Origin of the sequence: Kosakonia sp. N21, assembly GCF_050587465.1 — a bacterium.
Classification (GTDB): domain Bacteria; phylum Pseudomonadota; class Gammaproteobacteria; order Enterobacterales; family Enterobacteriaceae.
Window position 1 is genome coordinate 492,604 of the sequence record NZ_JBOBHR010000002.1, and the last position, 16,768, is coordinate 509,371.

Genomic DNA, 16,768 nt, shown 5'->3' on the forward strand with positions numbered 1-16,768 from the left:
CCAGCCTTGTTTTTATCAACGCACTTTGCGCGAGGTCACTATTTTACCGTCGCAACCTGCATACCAAAGGGTTCATTCTGCAACGCAAGGCTCAAAACTTCCTCAATACGCTTGACCGGATGAATATCCAAATCAGCCACGACGTTATCCGGAATCTCTTCCAGGTCACGTTTGTTTTCGTAAGGAATCAGAACAGTCTTAATGCCGCCACGGTGCGCAGCCAGCAGTTTTTCTTTCAAACCGCCGATCGGCAGAACCTGACCACGCAGGGTAATTTCACCGGTCATCGCCACATCCGCACGAACCGGGTTACCGGTCAGGCAGGAAACCAGCGCGGTGCACATCGCAATACCCGCGCTCGGGCCATCTTTCGGCGTCGCCCCTTCCGGAACGTGAACGTGAATATCACGTTTTTCGTAGAAATCACCGTTAATGCCCAGTTTCTCCGCACGCGCACGTACGACCGTGAGCGCCGCCTGGATAGACTCCTGCATCACTTCGCCCAGCGAGCCGGTATAAGTCAGTTTGCCTTTACCCGGTACACACGCGGTTTCGATGGTCAGCAGGTCGCCGCCCACTTCCGTCCACGCCAGACCGGTGACCTGACCCACGCGGTTTTCGTCATCAGCGCGACCATAATCGAAGCGCTGAACGCCCAGATAGTCATGCAGGTTGTCACCATTAATCTCAATGTGTTTGAGAGACGGATCCAGCAGCAACTGTTTAACCGCCTTACGACACAGTTTTGAGATTTCACGCTCCAGACCACGCACACCCGCTTCACGGGTGTAGTAACGAATGATGCCGACGATTGCGCTGTCATCTACCGTCAATTCGCTTTCTTTCAGTGCGTTACGCTCAATCTGTTTTGTCAGCAGATGGCGTTTGGCAATGTTCAGTTTTTCGTCTTCGGTATAACCGGAAAGGCGGATCACTTCCATACGATCCAGCAGTGGCGCCGGAATGTTCATGGAGTTGGAGGTCGCCACAAACATCACATCGCTGAGATCGTAGTCCACTTCCAGGTAGTGATCGCTGAACGCCACGTTCTGCTCCGGATCCAGCACTTCCAGCAATGCAGAAGCCGGATCGCCACGCATGTCAGACGACATCTTGTCGATTTCATCGAGCAGGAACAGCGGGTTTTTGACCCCCACTTTCGCCATCTTCTGGATCAGTTTGCCCGGCATAGAGCCGATGTAGGTACGACGGTGACCGCGGATTTCCGCTTCGTCACGCACGCCGCCCAGCGCCATTCGGATGTATTTACGCCCTGTGGCTTTCGCAATGGACTGACCCAGAGAGGTTTTACCTACCCCCGGCGGTCCTACCAGGCACAGGATCGGCCCTTTGAGTTTGTTCATACGGCTTTGTACCGCAAGGTACTCAAGAATGCGGTCTTTCACGCGCTCAAGGCCGTAATGGTCAGTGTCGAGGATCTCTTGCGCCTGACGCAGGTCTTTTTTGACCTTGCTGCGGGCATTCCAGGGTACCTGCACCATCCATTCGATATAGCCGCGCACCACCGTCGCTTCCGCTGACATCGGCGACATCATTTTCAGCTTCTGCAGCTCGGATTCGGCTTTCTCTTTCGCCTCTTTCGGCATTTTCGCCGCATCGATTTTACGCTTCAGCGCTTCGTTTTCGTCCGGCGCATCATCCATCTCGCCCAGCTCTTTCTGAATGGCTTTCATTTGCTCATTCAGGTAGTACTCGCGCTGGGATTTTTCCATCTGCTTTTTCACGCGGTTGCGAATACGTTTCTCAACCTGCAGAAGATCGATTTCAGACTCCATCATCGCCATCAGATATTCCAGACGCTCATTCACGTCGGACATCTCCAGCACGGACTGCTTATCCGCCAGCTTCAGCGGCATATGCGCAGCGATGGTATCCGCCAGGCGGGCCGGATCGTCGATGCTGTTCAGCGACGTCAGCACTTCCGGGGGGATCTTTTTGTTCAGCTTGATGTAGCCTTCAAACTGGCTGATGGCTGTGCGTACCAGAACTTCCTGTTCACGCTCGTCAATGGCGGGGGATTCCAGGTATTCTGCTTTCGCTGAGAAGTGCTCGCCGTCATCAGCAAGTGTCGTGATGCGCGCGCGCTGCAGCCCTTCGACCAACACTTTTACAGTGCCATCAGGCAGTTTCAACATCTGCAAAATAGACGCCACGGTCCCGACGGTGAAAAGATCGTTTACACCCGGCTCATCCGTTGACGCTTCCTTCTGCGCAACCAGCATGATTTTTTTATCATGGTCCATGGCCGCTTCCAGACAACGGATAGACTTTTCCCGTCCCACAAATAACGGAATGACCATGTGCGGATAAACCACCACATCGCGCAATGGCAATACGGGGATTTCAATGCGTTCAGAACGCTCAGGATTCATAGAGCTCTCTCTTAGTTTAAAGTCCGCCAGGTAATCAGGTGACGTGACTGTGCAACACGCACCATTAACATGTAAAGCAGTATATGGGGATGTTTCCCACACATTCAACGGCGGGAATACGGAAAAATAAAAGGGGGGATAAAATCCCCCCTTTTTGATTAACTGATTGTATGAATTGATGAATTATTCACCAGATGCTTGCTGCGCTTCCGGCTTGCCGTAAATCAGCAACGGCTTGGTTTGCCCGGCGATCACCGACTCATCAATCACCACTTTTTCGACATCTTCCATCGACGGTAAATCGTACATGGTGTCGAGCAGCGCGGCTTCAACAATCGAACGCAGACCACGCGCACCAGTTTTACGCACCATGGCTTTTTTAGCGATGGCATCCAGCGCTTCGTCACGGAACTCCAGATCCACACCTTCCAGATTGAACAACGCCTGATACTGTTTGGTCAGGGCGTTTTTCGGCTCCTTCAGGATCTGGATCAGCGCTTCTTCGCTCAGCTCATTCAGCGTTGCCACTACCGGCAAACGGCCAATAAACTCCGGAATCAGACCAAATTTGATCAGATCTTCCGGCTCAACCTGCGACAGCAGTTCGCCTTCGTTGGCTTTTTCTGATTTGGCCTTCACCGTCGCGCCAAAACCAATGCCGGAGCCGGTTTCAACACGGTGAGAAATCACTTTGTCGAGGCCAGCAAATGCACCACCGCAAATAAACAGGATTTTGGAGGTATCAACCTGCAAGAACTCCTGCTGCGGGTGTTTACGACCCCCTTGCGGCGGAACGGCAGCCACGGTGCCTTCAATCAGTTTCAGCAACGCTTGCTGTACGCCTTCGCCGGAAACATCACGGGTGATCGACGGGTTATCCGATTTACGGGAAATTTTGTCGATCTCATCAATGTAGACAATCCCGCGCTGGGCTTTCTGTACGTCGTAATCGCACTTCTGCAGCAGCTTCTGAATAATGTTTTCGACGTCTTCGCCCACATAGCCCGCTTCGGTCAGCGTGGTGGCGTCGGCCATCGTAAACGGAACATCCAGCAGGCGCGCCAGCGTCTCCGCCAGCAACGTTTTACCGGAACCTGTCGGCCCGATCAGCAGAATGTTGCTTTTGCCCAGTTCCACGCCATTGCTGGTGTCGCCATTGCGCAGACGTTTGTAGTGGTTATACACCGCCACTGCCAGCACTTTTTTCGCCTGTTCCTGACCAATCACGTAATCATCGAGATGGTGGCGAATTTCATGTGGCGTCGGCAGCGCGCTGCGCTCCCGGTGCGGCGCAACTTCTTTAATCTCTTCGCGAATAATGTCGTTACACAGATCAACACATTCGTCGCAGATATACACGGACGGCCCGGCAATCAGCTTACGCACTTCATGCTGGCTTTTGCCGCAAAAAGAGCAATACAACAGTTTGCCCGAACCATCTTTGCGTTTATCTGTCATGAGTCAAAACCTCTTATCTGTTCTTTGTGCCGCACATGACGACGCAAATGCCATTCCAGGCGCAAAACGTTACTCAAGCATTATGCCGCTTGTACTGAATAGTATAGCGGCACATGCAGCCAGGGCATTAGTTACGATGGGTTAAAATTGAATCAACCAGGCCGTATTCCACGGCTTCCTGCGCAGCAAGGAAGCGGTCACGTTCAGTATCTCGTTCAATTTGTTCTAATGATTGACCCGTGTGGTGCGCCATAAGTTCATTCATGCGCCCTTTCACTTTCAGGATTTCGCGGGCGTGGATCTCAATGTCCGTCGCCTGCCCCTGATAACCGCCCAGCGGTTGGTGAATCATGACGCGTGAGTTCGGCAGGCAGAAACGCTTGCCTTTTGCGCCAGCCGTCAGCAGGAATGCGCCCATTGACGCGGCCTGCCCCATACAAATGGTGCTGACGTCCGGCTTGATAAACTGCATGGTGTCGTAAATAGACATCCCGGCGGTGATCACCCCGCCCGGTGAGTTAATGTACAGGTAAATGTCTTTTTCCGGGTTTTCCGCTTCCAGAAACAGCATTTGCGCCACAATCAGGTTCGCCATATGGTCTTCAACCTGGCCGGTCAGGAAAATCACGCGTTCCTTGAGAAGACGGGAGTAGATATCGAAAGAGCGCTCACCGCGTGAGGTCTGTTCAATAACCATTGGCACCAGGGCCATATGGGGTGCAAAGTTATCTCGTTCGCCGCTGTATGACATTTCCGTCTCCTGGATATAAAAATAAACAAACCTGCTGTACTGATTGTACTTGAGTGAGCGGGGTCTGACTATGACCGCTCACGGACGGATATCAGCCAGAGTTTTACTGTCACTATTCCCTTAGTGGGGATGACACTGCCTGTTTTCAAGCATAACAATCTTTTGCTGTTACGCTAACACTGAAACGCTCTTTTAGCACAGATCTGATAATGTCGATGCGATAAAAAAAGCCCGTCACCTGCAGGTGACGGGCTTATTGATTTTAGCTATCGCAGAAGTCGATTAAGCCTGCTGGTTCATCAGTTCGTTAAAGGAAGTGGCTTTCTCAGTCACTTTCGCTTTTTCCAGAACCGCTTCAACCGCTTGTTCTTCCAGCGCGACGTTACGCATGTTGTCCATCAGCTCTTTGTTTTTGCTGTAGAACTCGATAACTTCGGTCGGATCTTCGTAGGCAGACGCCATCTCTTCGATCAGGCCTTTCACACGGGCTTCGTCAGCTTTCAGCTCGTTGGTGCGAATCACTTCGCCCAGCAGCAGACCAACAACAACGCGGCGTTTAGCCTGCTCTTCGAACAGCTCGCGCGGCAGTTCCAGAGCCTGTTTCTCGTTGCCGCCGAAACGCTGTGCAGCCTGGCGGCGCAGAACGTCGATTTCGCTGTCGATCAGCGCAGCAGGCACGTCGATTTCGTTAGCCTGAACCAGACCTTCGATAGCCTGAGATTTCACGCGGTTACGCACGGCGCCTTTCAGCTCGCGCTCCATGTTTTTACGCACTTCAGCGCGCAGACCAGCAACAGAACCATCTTCAACGCCGAAACGTTTGATGAACTCTTCGGTCAGCTCCGGCAGTTCGCGCTCTTCAACTTTTTTCAGGTTGATGGCGAACTTCGCTGCTTTACCTTTCAGGTTTTCAGCATGGTATTCTTCCGGGAAGGTCACGTCGATGGTGAACTCTTCGCCCGCTTTGTGACCTTTGATACCGTCTTCGAAGCCCGGGATCATACGGCCCTGGCCCATAGCCAGCACGAAATCAGTGGCTTTGCCGCCTTCGAACTCTTCACCGTCAACAGAACCGCTGAAATCAACGGTAACGCGATCTTCTGCGTCAACAGCGCCGTCTTTATCTTTCCAGGTCGCTTGTTGTTTACGCAGGGTTTCCAGCATGGTGTCAACGTCAGCGTCGGTCACTTCGACAACCGGTTTTTCAACTTCGATGGTGTCCAGCGCTTTCAGCTCAACTTCCGGATACACTTCGAACTCAACGGAGTAAGTGAAGTCTTCGCCCAGTTTGTATTCGCCCGGAACATAGTTCGGTGCGCCAGCCGGGTTGATTTTTTCCTGGATGATCGCGTCGATGAAGTTACGGCTCATCAGGTCGCCCAGCACGTCCTGGCGAACAGATGCGCCATAACGCTGAGCAACGACGGTCATCGGTACTTTGCCCTTACGGAAGCCGTCAATGCGAACTTTCTTCGCTACGTTGACCAGCTCGCTCTTCACAGCGGTCTCGATGCTGTCAGCAGCGATTGTAATCGTTACGCGGCGCCCAAGGCCCTGAGTGGTTTCAACTGAAACTTGCATCTTGTTACCTCAAAAAATCACAGTGCTCGGTCAACTCTACTCTGCGAAGCAAACCTTTTCGCTTTGCAGAACCGGAATGTTCTCTCAAATCAGATATACATTCCCTGTCGTCAGAATCATCCCGGAGACATTCCGAAAAATAAGACGCAGCATTATAGCGGCATCACAGATATGAGTCGAGAACGGGAATGCCGCAAAGCTGCGCCATTTTTCACACTTCTGAAGCAATTTCGCTCAAAAAATTGCGTTTCTCGCTCAAAATTCAGACAAAACAAAACGGCCCGTAGGCCGTTTTCACATAATCTGCATGCAACATACTGGAAAAGTTCAGCCTGTTGCAACCTGGTTTTCTAGGCGTGGGTTCCGGCTCCGCGACAGGGCGGCGAGGCGAAGAGGGTGTCCTGCAACCCTTCCCATTCTTTATGGGTGTAGGTATGCAGCGCAAGTGCATGCACCGTTGAAGACAGTTCTGCTGTCAACGTACCGTAAATCATGCGATGGCGGTTGAGAAAACGTTCGCCGGTAAAGCGATCGCTTACCAGCACCACTTTGAAATGACTTTCAGAACCGGCAGGAACATTGTGACGATAGCTCTCATCAACGACCTCCAGAAACAGGGGTTCAAATTCAGCTTTTAGCTTTTCTTCAATTTGTTCACGCATCATCATGATATACACCTCCGACAACGCTGAGATGCCAGCCATCTCTTTAAATGTTAGCCGCTTTTACCGTCTTCGTAACAATAAAACAACAAAAAATTAGCGTTCGTCTGATTTTCTCGTCCAAGAGGATGATCTCTACTAAAACCGTCATCACTTTTGCCCAGGTTTGCGGTTAAAGAGGTTATTCGCGCCGAAAAAAAGGACAAGACGATGAATTTACATGCGTTGAGGACTTCCCCTTGACGGCGGCGATGTTATGATGGCGAGAATTTTCTCCATAAAAGCTTACGATCCCTTGAGAGCATGAACATGTTAAAAAAACTTCTCTTCCCGTTGGTCGCATTATTTATGCTGGCAGGTTGCGCTACCCCGCCATCCACTATTGACGTTTCTCCGAAAATCTCCCTGCCGCAGCAGGATCCGAGCCTGATGGGCGTTACCGTCAGCATTAACGGCGCGGATCAACGTCAGGATCAGGCGCTGGCCAAAGTGACCCGCGACAACCAACTGGTGACCTTGACGGCATCCCGCGATCTGCGTTTCCTGCTGCAGGAAGTGCTGGAGAAACAGATGACCGCGCGCGGTTATATGATTGGGCCGAACGGTGCGGTTAACCTGCAAATCATCGTTAACCAACTGTATGCCGATGTTTCCCAGGGCAACGTGCGTTACAGCATCGCCACCAAAGCGGATATCGCCATCATCGCTACCGCAGCAAATGGCAACAAGATGACCAAGAACTACCGCGCAAGCTACAATGTTGAAGGCGCGTTTGATGCCACCAACACCAAAATTGCCAATGCGGTTAACAGCGTGCTGACCGACACTATTGCTGATATGTCTCAGGACACCAGCATTCACGACTTCATCAAGCAAAACGCCCGTTAATCCATTTCTGGCCCGGTTCTGCCGGGCCAGTTTTTCACTCATGTCCAGTCACTACTTACGCATATTCACACAACCCAGATCAGCCATCTTGCTGATACTCGGTTTTGCTTCCGGTTTGCCACTCGCGTTGACCAGCGGCACGCTCCAGGCGTGGATGACCGTTGAGAATATCGATCTAAAAACCATCGGATTCTTTTCTCTCGTCGGCCAGGCTTACGTGTTTAAATTTCTGTGGTCACCGCTGATGGACCGCTATACCCCGCCTGTGTTGGGGCGGCGTCGCGGTTGGTTACTGCTGACCCAGCTTCTGTTACTGGTCGCTATTACCGGTATGGGTTTTCTCGATCCGGCCAACCACCTGCGCTGGATGGCGGCGCTGGCAGTGGTTATCGCTTTCTGCTCCGCATCTCAGGATATCGTGTTCGACGCCTGGAAAACCGATGTCTTGCCCTTTGAAGAGCGCGGCGCTGGCGCAGCGATAAGCGTGCTGGGTTATCGTCTCGGGATGCTGGTTTCCGGCGGTCTGGCGCTGTGGCTGGCGGATCGCTGGCTGGGCTGGCAGGGTATGTACTGGCTCATGGCGGCGCTGCTCATCCCCTGCATTATTTCCACGCTGCTGGCGCCGGAGCCAACAGATGTGATCCCGGTGCCGAAAACGCTGGAGCGTGCGGTAGTCGAACCGCTGCGTGATTTCTTTGGGCGTAATAATGCCTGGCTGATCCTGCTATTGATTGTCCTTTATAAGCTGGGCGATGCCTTTGCCATGAGTCTGACCACCACGTTTTTGATTCGCGGCGTCGGTTTCGATGCGGGCGAAGTTGGCGTGGTGAACAAAACGCTGGGGCTTGCCGCCACCATCGTCGGCGCCCTCTTTGGTGGCGTATTAATGCAGCGACTGTCGCTGTTTCGCGCGCTGCTGATATTTGGTGTACTGCAAGCCATCTCCAATGCCGGTTACTGGCTGCTGTCGGTAACAGCGAAAGACATTATCACCATGGGCGCCGCCGTGTTTTTCGAGAACCTGTGCGGCGGCATGGGGACGGCAGCCTTCGTCGCGTTGCTAATGTCGCTCTGCAACAAGTCTTTCTCTGCAACCCAGTTCGCCCTGCTTTCGGCGCTCTCCGCTGTCGGTCGGGTATATGTTGGCCCTCTCGCCGGCTGGTTTGTGGAGACGTATAACTGGTCAACGTTCTACCTGTTCTCTATTGTTGCCGCCGTGCCCGGCCTGATACTGCTGGTGATGTGCAAGAAAACGCTGGAGTTTACACAGCGCACCGAAAGCTTTATGCGGCGCACTGAATACGCGGCGGCCTATCAACTGGCATTGCGCATATTAAGTGTGGGTTGCCTGTTGCTGGGAGGCTGGCTGGTGGTGCTGATTGTCAACGCCACCGGCCTGGCGGAGTGGGCGTTTGGCGTGCGTTTACTGGAATGGGGCGCGTTGCTGGCTATTGCAGGCATTCTTTTCGGCGGTGTTCTGGATTTGCTGGCGCTACGTAAAACGCAACTCATCTGAGCCTCGCGCTTGCCGCACCGATGGCAAGCGCGAGGGCTGATTATCCGAAGAAAAACAACCAACGAACGACATGACTGAAGAATATTGGCAAAAGTAATATCCCAACGGCCGCCATGGTGGGCGAGAAATGCCGGAGAAACAGGATCGGCAACATGATCATCGTGGAGACGCCTTTCAGGGGCATTGCATACCAGCGGTAGAGATTTCTGCGGATCAGCCACCAGGCGGGATAAGCAAGGACCACACCAAACATCACGAGTCGCGCCGGGCCCTTTTCGGTGGGTGGATAGGTGAACAGCAGCTGACCGAGATGAAACAGCGGCACGGCCATAATCGCCCATCCCAGCAGCCAAAAGACGGGCAACAGCACGCGCGCTAATACTTTTCTTTGTGCGTATCCTTCAAGAAGAAGAGGCACGCCCCACAGATAGATCACAATCATCACCAGCATCACCGCAGCCTGCCCGACTGCCGACGGTGACCGTGAAACTTCCAGCCAGAGTGAAAATCCCCAGAACCAGAGCACAACAATGCCGTCCCAGCTTACCGCAAGCGTCGGTGTGGAGAGTGATTGCTGTAACGCCGGGTTCACCCGAGCAAGTAATTGCGGATGGTACTGCTTAATGGTTGAAAGCTGCCCCGTTAACGCTTGAATAAAACCGGGGATTAACCTCGTCCACCAGGGTAATGACCTGATCTCGCCGCTCAGTATCCGCCATGCCAGCTTTGCCTGACGGTCGCCATCCTCATCGCCCTGTCGGGAAAGAAACGCCCAATAGTCATTGGCCTCGCTAAGTGCAATCTGCGTTTCAAGGGCCTCAATGACCTGCCCCGATAACTGGCGGGCACGGTAGTTTTCCAGCCCCCAGCCCATGATTTCAGAAACGGCATTAATCAGTCCGCGAGTTATCCCTTCACGCTGGCTTAATGCCTGTGCAAGCGCCTGGCTGAAGACACTGCGCGCCTCCAGCGCATCAGGCAGTTCATGCTCCAGATAATGCCTTAACGCATTCAGGGTAGAGAACTCATCCGCCAGCAACCTGACGGAAAAACGTTCCGCGTCATCTTCCAGCGCATCATGCTGCCAGCCAGGGTGCAAATCGACGTCGTGATGTTTCTCCAGAAGTTGCAGGTAATCTTCTGTAGCAGAAGATGCAGCCACAGGCTGCTCGTCCTCTTCAACAGCGTCGGTCTGCCATAGGGTCATACCACTGGCATACCGCTTTGCCAGGTCAAAGGCTTCCCGCAGTTCCTGATATCCCTGAGGATCTTTGTCAGGACGGTGCAGTTTAAGTTGGCGAGCATACGCGCGGCGGATAGCTGCATCATCCGAAGTGGCATCAATGCCCAGGGTTTCCCAAATCGTCATCACATCACATCCCGTCATCAAACTGCGCAAGCACCTGGCGTAACGCCTCGCGTGCACTGGCGATATGGCGTACATCCTGGCTGTTCAGCGCCATTTCAAACTGGCTGGTGTAGTGATCCAGCATCAATCTGCGCTCCCCCAAAAGCTGCTCATAACGGCGAGAGGCCTCAGCCAGCAACTGACGATTTTCCGGCACATCGCGCGGGCGCATTTTCAGGCCATCAAGCTGACGCAGGCGTTCGGCAATCTCCTCTTCGCTTAATACACCCGGCGCTTTTTCGATGATCATCGTCGATGTCTTCGCCTCCCCCTGCAGGGTGCACTCCACTTCAAGAATGCCATCCAGCGTGTAGGTAAAACGCACATCGACGCTCACTTCTCCGGCGCGACGTGCGGGAATATCGATTTGCATACGATCAAGCAGTAAATTGTCACTGACCCGCCGGGCCTCGCCCTGATAAACCGCAATCTCGATTGCCCGCTGGTTATCCTGTAGCGTTGAGAATGTTTCCACGATGCTGACCGGTACAAAGGCGTTACGCTCAATCAGCGGCATAAAATACCCCGCGTCGATGTTGCCGCCTTCCAGCCGCTTGCCGACCGCAACGCCCAGCGAATAGGGCATAACATCGGTCAGTACGATATCGTCCAGCGCACGATCTTCCGCAATAAGCCCGGCCTGTACACCTGCCCCCAGCGCGACGACCTCATCCGGGTTCAGTTCATTACGTGGGAAGCGGCCAAACATCCGCGTGGCCAGCTGGCGCACCAACACCATACGCGTTGCGCCGCCAACGAGGATGATATGATCGAGCTCGCGAGCATCAAACTGCGCATCCTGTAATACCTGAACAACGGTCTTTTTCAGCCGCGCCAGTAAAGGCGCAGCACACTCCGCGAAAGTTTCCGCCTGCAAGGTCCACTGATGTGTGACACCGGCATAAGTGAGCTGTGCCGCAGCGCTGTCCTGCATACTCAGCGTCTGTTTGAGCGTTTCGGCCAGGGCAGTCAGTTCAGCCGCACAGGTTAAAGGCACATCAGCAAGCGCAGGCGACTGCACGAGCATCCATTGACGAATCGTATCGGTGAAGTCATCGCCGCCCAGCCAGGCATCGCCGCTGCTGGCGCGGACTTCGATAACCCCTTCGAACATATCGACAATCGACACATCAAAAGTGCCGCCGCCAAGATCGAAGATCAGAAATTTTTGTTCGCTATTGTCGGCAAGTCCATACGCAAGCGCTGCCGCTGTCGGTTCATTAAGCAGGCGCTCAACGTGAAGGCCGGCAAGTTTCCCGGCGGCCTTTACCGCTTTACGTTGCGCATCGTTAAAATAGGCGGGAACGGTGATCACCGTACGGTTAACCGGGCAACCCAGCGCGACTTCCGCATCCGTTTTGAGTTTTCGCAACACCAGCGCAGACAACTCCTCCGCGCGAAACGGGCGTTCACCGAGCGTCCAGGTTTTATCGGTGCCCATATAACGTTTGAAACTGGCGACGGTCATCTGTGGATGGCTGACAAGCCGGGCTTTGGCCGCAGCGCCGATGATCAGGTTCCCTTCATCATCCAGCCCGACAACGGATGGCGTTAAGCGTTCGCCCTGCGAGCCCGTGATCAGTCGCGGGGAGCCGTGTTCAAACCAGGAGACAGCACTGTTAGAGGTGCCCAGATCGATACCAATAATGGGAGATATTTTTTCTTCTCTCACAACTTCATTCCTTCGCCATGACGGGTCCGTAATATTTCGCTTTAAAATCAATTCAGAAGATAAAAACGCCGCAAAACAATTCACCATCGTTATTATTATGCTCAATAAATAAGCGTTATTTACATTACGGCATAATCGTTATTTATCGTGTTACGGATACTTTTTCTTTAATTATTTTGTGCCCTTTAAATTAAAGTCTATTCTTTAACGATTCAGCACTGTAATTAATTATCGCGTTTCACATTGGTTCCAATAATGTGCAGTAATTGCTGGATAAATGTTAATTAAATGTTTATTTGATTGATTGGTTATACCAATTTACCCTCAACGCTGATTGTAATGTAATATTTTCGTTATAATCTCAATCTCTGGCTGTGCGAATGCCCGATTTTACAGATTGTTGCATTCCGTGTGACATAAACGGCAGAACCCAGTAACACCTTACTGACACAATGCCAATCATGTTTACAGTAACGTAACCTTTCCGTAAAATGCCCGCACACTTTAAGCGCCACCAGATCCCGTGGAATTGAGGTCGTTAAATGAGACTCAGGAAATACAATAAAAGTTTGGGATGGTTGTCATTAATCGCCAGCACTGTTTTACTCAGTGGTTGCGATTCTGCACTTCTTGACCCCAAAGGACAGATTGGACTGGAGCAACGTTCGCTGATACTGACGGCTTTTGGCCTGATGTTGATTGTCGTTATTCCCGCCATCTTGATGGCCGTTGGTTTCGCCTGGAAGTACCGTGCGAGCAATAAAGATGCGAAGTATAGCCCTAACTGGTCACACTCCAATAAAGTGGAAGCTGTGGTCTGGACGGTGCCGATTCTGATCATCCTGTTCCTTGCCGTATTGACCTGGAAAACCACCCACTCGCTCGAGCCGAGCAAACCACTGGTACATGACGAACACCCAATTACGATTGAAGTGGTCGCGATGGACTGGAAATGGTTCTTCATCTACCCGGAACAGGGCATTGCCACCGTAAACGAGATCGCCTTCCCGGCGAACACGCCAGTGGAATTCAAAGTGACCTCCAACTCCGTGATGAACTCGTTCTTTATCCCGCGTCTGGGCAGCCAGATTTATGCGATGGCCGGTATGCAAACCAAATTGCATCTCATCGCCAACGAAGCCGGTACCTATGATGGCATCTCCGCCAGCTATAGCGGACCAGGCTTCTCCGGTATGAAGTTTAAAGCCATTGCTACGCCGGACCGCGCCGCATTCGACCAGTGGGTCGCCACAGCAAAACAATCTTCGAACGCCATCACTGATATGGCGGCATACGAGAAGATTGCTGCGCCAAGCGAATACAACAAGGTTGAATACTTCTCCAGCGTGAAACCCGATTTGTTTAAAGACGTTATCAACAAATTTATGGGCCACGGCAAGAGCATGGACATGACCCAACCTGCGGGCGAGCATAGCGAGCACGAAGGGATGGAAGGCATGGACATGAGCCACGCGGAAAGCTCTCACTAAGGGGCCGAGGAAGAAAACGATGTTCGGAAAACTTACACTGGATTCAGTGCCGTACCATGAACCCATTATCATGGTTACGATCGCTGCGATTATCGTCGGTGGTCTGGCGGTAGTCGGCTTGATCTCTTACTTCGGTAAGTGGTCCTGGCTGTGGAAAGAGTGGTTGACCTCGGTTGACCATAAACGCCTTGGCATTATGTATGTCCTCGTCGCGGTTGTTATGCTGCTGCGTGGCTTTGCTGATGCTGTGATGATGCGTAGTCAGCAAGCGCTGGCTTCGGCGGGTGAAGCAGGCTTCCTGCCTCCCCATCACTACGATCAGATCTTCACCGCTCACGGCGTGATCATGATCTTCTTCGTGGCAATGCCATTCGTTATCGGTCTGATGAACCTCGTGGTTCCGCTGCAGATCGGTGCGCGCGACGTGGCGTTCCCGTTCCTGAACAACCTGAGCTTCTGGTTCACGGTTGTCGGCGTTATCCTGGTTAACATCTCTCTGGGCGTGGGTGAATTCGCGCAGACAGGTTGGCTGGCTTATCCGCCACTATCGGGAATTGAATACAGTCCTGGCGTCGGGGTTGATTACTGGATCTGGAGTCTCCAGCTATCCGGTGTCGGTACGACGTTAACCGGTATTAACTTCTTCGTGACCATTCTGAAGATGCGTGCGCCGGGCATGACGATGTTCAAAATGCCGGTCTTCACCTGGGCGTCTCTGTGCGCTAACGTGCTGATCATCGCCTCCTTCCCGATTCTGACCGTTACCATCGCGCTGCTGACCCTGGATCGCTATCTGGGCACCCATTTCTTTACCAACGATATGGGTGGCAACATGATGATGTACATCAACCTGATTTGGGCCTGGGGCCATCCGGAAGTGTACATTCTGGTGCTGCCGGTGTTCGGGGTGTTCTCCGAAATTACCGCCACCTTCTCGCGTAAACGCCTGTTTGGCTACACCTCACTGGTGTGGGCGACCGTGTGTATTACCGTCCTGTCGTTTATCGTTTGGCTGCACCACTTCTTCACCATGGGTGCCGGTGCGAACGTTAACGCCTTCTTCGGTATCACCACGATGATTATCGCCATCCCGACCGGGGTGAAGATTTTCAACTGGCTGTTCACCATGTACCAGGGCCGCATTGTGTTCCACTCTGCCATGCTGTGGACCATCGGCTTTATCGTCACCTTCTCCGTAGGTGGGATGACCGGTGTGCTGCTGGCCGTTCCGGGCGCAGACTTCGTACTGCACAACAGCCTGTTCCTGATTGCGCACTTCCATAACGTAATCATCGGCGGCGTGGTGTTCGGTTGCTTCGCAGGTCTGACGTACTGGTGGCCGAAAGCCTTCGGTTACACCCTGAACGAAACCTGGGGTAAACGCGCATTCTGGTTCTGGATCATCGGCTTCTTCGTGGCCTTTATGCCGCTGTACGTGCTGGGCTTTATGGGTATGACCCGTCGTCTGAGCCAGCAAATCGATCCGCAGTTCCATAGCATGCTGATCGTTGCCGCATGTGGTGCAGCGCTGATCGCTATCGGCATCCTGTGCCTGCTGATTCAGATCTACGTTTCCGTTCGCGACCGCGATCAGAACCGTGACCTGACCGGTGACCCGTGGGGTGGCCGTACGCTGGAGTGGGCAACTTCCTCTCCGCCGCCGTTCTACAACTTTGCCCATGTTCCGCAGATTCACGAGCGTGACGCATTCTGGGAAATGAAAGAGAAAGGTGAAGCGTACAAACAGCCAGCGCACTATGAAGAAATTCATATGCCGAAAAATAGCGGCGCCGGTATTGTTATCGCGGCCTTTGCCACGGTGTTTGGTTTCGCCATGATCTGGCACATCTGGTGGATGGCGATTGTCGGCTTTGCTGGCATCGTAATTAGCTGGATTGTGAAAAGCTTCGACGAGGACGTGGATTACTACGTACCGGTTGCAGAAATCGAGAAACTGGAAAACCAGCATTTCGATGAGATCACTAAAGCAGGGCTGAAAAATGGCAACTGATACTCTGACCAACGCGCACGCCCACGCGCACGAACATGGGCATCATGATGCAGGACCGAATAAAGTCTTCGGTTTCTGGATCTACCTGATGAGCGACTGCATTCTGTTCTGCTGTCTGTTCGCGACCTATGCCGTTCTGGTGAACGGCACAGCGGGCGGTCCGACCGGCAAGGATATCTTTGAACTGCCGTTCGTTCTGGTCGAAACCGCGCTGCTGTTGTTCAGCTCCATCACCTACGGCATGGCGGCTATCGCCATGTACAAAAACAACAAAAGCCAGGTTGTCTCCTGGCTGGCGTTGACCTGGTTGTTTGGCGCAGGCTTTATCGGGATGGAACTCTACGAGTTCCACCACCTGATCGTCGAAGGCATGGGTCCGGATCGTAGCGGCTTCCTGTCAGCGTTCTTTGCGCTAGTCGGCACCCACGGTCTGCACGTAACGTCTGGCCTGATCTGGATGGCGGTACTGATGTTCCAGGTATCCCGTCGCGGCCTGACCAGGACGAACCGTACCCGTATCATGTGCCTGAGCCTGTTCTGGCACTTCCTGGACGTGGTGTGGATTTGCGTGTTCTCTGTTGTCTATCTGATGGGGGCGATGTAATGAGTCATACTAACGATCATGGCGCTTCCCACGGCAGCGTAAAAACCTACATGACAGGTTTTATCCTGTCGATCATCCTGACGGTGATCCCGTTCTGGATGGTGATGAGCGGGTCTGCGTCTAAGCCGGTGATTCTGGGCACTATCCTGATCACCGCCGTAGTACAGATTCTGGTGCATCTGGTTTGCTTCCTGCACATGAACACCAAGTCTGATGAAGGCTGGAACCTTACCGCCTTTATCTTTACCGTGATTATCATCGCTATCCTGGTAGTGGGTTCAATCTGGATTATGTGGAACCTGAACTACAACATGATGGTTCACTAAGAGCGGCG

Annotated in this window: 13 protein-coding genes; 6 read left to right on the forward strand and 7 right to left on the reverse strand. The window is 52.9% G+C overall.

The genetic code is table 11. The features are described 5' to 3' along the window. Positions 1 to 38 precede the first annotated feature (38 nt). The 5 genes from lon to bolA all read right to left on the reverse strand — a co-directional run bounded on the left by lon (position 39) and on the right by bolA (position 6,851). On the reverse strand, positions 39 to 2,393 hold the full coding sequence (gene lon, locus ACQ3G7_RS06055; protein ID WP_263097793.1) for an endopeptidase La: 2,355 nt from the start codon (positions 2,391 to 2,393) through the stop codon (positions 39 to 41). A 183-nt stretch (positions 2,394 to 2,576) separates the two neighbouring features. Then, entirely contained in the window at positions 2,577 to 3,851 is a 1,275-nt protein-coding gene (gene clpX / locus ACQ3G7_RS06060; RefSeq protein ID WP_263097794.1) for an ATP-dependent protease ATP-binding subunit ClpX, read from the reverse strand. A 127-nt stretch (positions 3,852 to 3,978) separates the two neighbouring features. Beyond that, a complete protein-coding gene (gene clpP / locus ACQ3G7_RS06065; protein WP_017458886.1) occupies positions 3,979 to 4,602 on the reverse strand; it encodes an ATP-dependent Clp endopeptidase proteolytic subunit ClpP in 624 nt (207 codons plus the stop codon). A 282-nt stretch (positions 4,603 to 4,884) separates the two neighbouring features. After that, the gene (gene tig, locus ACQ3G7_RS06070; protein WP_263097795.1) at positions 4,885 to 6,183 is read right to left on the reverse strand and encodes a trigger factor; all 1,299 of its coding nucleotides are present in this window, start codon (positions 6,181 to 6,183) and stop codon (positions 4,885 to 4,887) included. Between the two features lie 350 nt (positions 6,184 to 6,533). Next, positions 6,534 to 6,851 carry a transcriptional regulator BolA gene (bolA, locus tag ACQ3G7_RS06075; RefSeq protein ID WP_061500132.1) on the reverse strand — a complete coding sequence of 106 codons (318 nt, stop codon included), beginning with the start codon at positions 6,849 to 6,851 and terminating at the stop codon, positions 6,534 to 6,536. Positions 6,852 to 7,154: 303 nt separating this feature from the next. Between bolA and ACQ3G7_RS06080 the strand changes: the two genes are divergently transcribed. Next, on the forward strand, positions 7,155 to 7,733 hold the full coding sequence (locus tag ACQ3G7_RS06080) for a lipoprotein (protein WP_061497181.1): 579 nt from the start codon (positions 7,155 to 7,157) through the stop codon (positions 7,731 to 7,733). A gap of 40 nt (positions 7,734 to 7,773) precedes the next feature. Then, the gene (gene ampG, locus ACQ3G7_RS06085; protein WP_430889193.1) at positions 7,774 to 9,249 is read left to right on the forward strand and encodes a muropeptide MFS transporter AmpG; all 1,476 of its coding nucleotides are present in this window, start codon (positions 7,774 to 7,776) and stop codon (positions 9,247 to 9,249) included. A gap of 40 nt (positions 9,250 to 9,289) precedes the next feature. Here the strand turns inward: ampG and ACQ3G7_RS06090 are convergent, their stop codons facing one another. Beyond that, positions 9,290 to 10,621: a hypothetical protein gene (locus ACQ3G7_RS06090; protein ID WP_430889194.1), complete on the reverse strand. Its 1,332-nt coding sequence runs from the start codon at positions 10,619 to 10,621 to the stop codon at positions 9,290 to 9,292. A gap of 1 nt (position 10,622) precedes the next feature. Continuing rightward, positions 10,623 to 12,329: an Hsp70 family protein gene (locus tag ACQ3G7_RS06095; protein WP_430889195.1), complete on the reverse strand. Its 1,707-nt coding sequence runs from the start codon at positions 12,327 to 12,329 to the stop codon at positions 10,623 to 10,625. A 542-nt stretch (positions 12,330 to 12,871) separates the two neighbouring features. Between ACQ3G7_RS06095 and cyoA the strand changes: the two genes are divergently transcribed. Genes cyoA through ACQ3G7_RS06115 form a run of 4 tightly spaced genes read left to right on the forward strand, consistent with a single transcriptional unit; the run spans position 12,872 to position 16,760 of the window. Next, positions 12,872 to 13,819 (forward strand): cytochrome o ubiquinol oxidase subunit II, encoded by a 948-nt coding sequence (gene cyoA / locus ACQ3G7_RS06100; protein ID WP_430889196.1) that lies wholly within the window; start codon positions 12,872 to 12,874, stop codon positions 13,817 to 13,819. A 19-nt stretch (positions 13,820 to 13,838) separates the two neighbouring features. After that, positions 13,839 to 15,830 carry a cytochrome o ubiquinol oxidase subunit I gene (gene cyoB, locus ACQ3G7_RS06105; protein ID WP_430889197.1) on the forward strand — a complete coding sequence of 664 codons (1,992 nt, stop codon included), beginning with the start codon at positions 13,839 to 13,841 and terminating at the stop codon, positions 15,828 to 15,830. Beyond that, complete coding sequence (locus ACQ3G7_RS06110) at positions 15,820 to 16,434, forward strand: cytochrome o ubiquinol oxidase subunit III (RefSeq protein ID WP_430889198.1); 615 nt, start codon at positions 15,820 to 15,822, stop codon at positions 16,432 to 16,434. Before cyoB ends, ACQ3G7_RS06110 begins: the two co-directional genes overlap by 11 nt. Then, entirely contained in the window at positions 16,434 to 16,760 is a 327-nt protein-coding gene (locus tag ACQ3G7_RS06115) for a cytochrome o ubiquinol oxidase subunit IV (RefSeq protein WP_061497195.1), read from the forward strand. Before ACQ3G7_RS06110 ends, ACQ3G7_RS06115 begins: the two co-directional genes overlap by 1 nt. Positions 16,761 to 16,768: the final 8 nt, after the last annotated feature.

What these genes read in the sequence shown, in the direction of transcription:
- lon (WP_263097793.1), bottom strand. Translation starts at nt 2,393, where the DNA reads ATGAATCCTGAGCGTTCTGAACGCATTGAAATCCCCGTATTGCCATTG.
- clpX (WP_263097794.1), bottom strand. Translation starts at nt 3,851, where the DNA reads ATGACAGATAAACGCAAAGATGGTTCGGGCAAACTGTTGTATTGCTCT.
- clpP (WP_017458886.1), bottom strand. Translation starts at nt 4,602, where the DNA reads ATGTCATACAGCGGCGAACGAGATAACTTTGCACCCCATATGGCCCTG.
- tig (WP_263097795.1), bottom strand. Translation starts at nt 6,183, where the DNA reads ATGCAAGTTTCAGTTGAAACCACTCAGGGCCTTGGGCGCCGCGTAACG.
- bolA (WP_061500132.1), bottom strand. Translation starts at nt 6,851, where the DNA reads ATGATGATGCGTGAACAAATTGAAGAAAAGCTAAAAGCTGAATTTGAA.
- ACQ3G7_RS06080 (WP_061497181.1), top strand. Translation starts at nt 7,155, where the DNA reads ATGTTAAAAAAACTTCTCTTCCCGTTGGTCGCATTATTTATGCTGGCA.
- ampG (WP_430889193.1), top strand. Translation starts at nt 7,774, where the DNA reads ATGTCCAGTCACTACTTACGCATATTCACACAACCCAGATCAGCCATC.
- cyoA (WP_430889196.1), top strand. Translation starts at nt 12,872, where the DNA reads ATGAGACTCAGGAAATACAATAAAAGTTTGGGATGGTTGTCATTAATC.
- cyoB (WP_430889197.1), top strand. Translation starts at nt 13,839, where the DNA reads ATGTTCGGAAAACTTACACTGGATTCAGTGCCGTACCATGAACCCATT.
- ACQ3G7_RS06110 (WP_430889198.1), top strand. Translation starts at nt 15,820, where the DNA reads ATGGCAACTGATACTCTGACCAACGCGCACGCCCACGCGCACGAACAT.
- ACQ3G7_RS06115 (WP_061497195.1), top strand. Translation starts at nt 16,434, where the DNA reads ATGAGTCATACTAACGATCATGGCGCTTCCCACGGCAGCGTAAAAACC.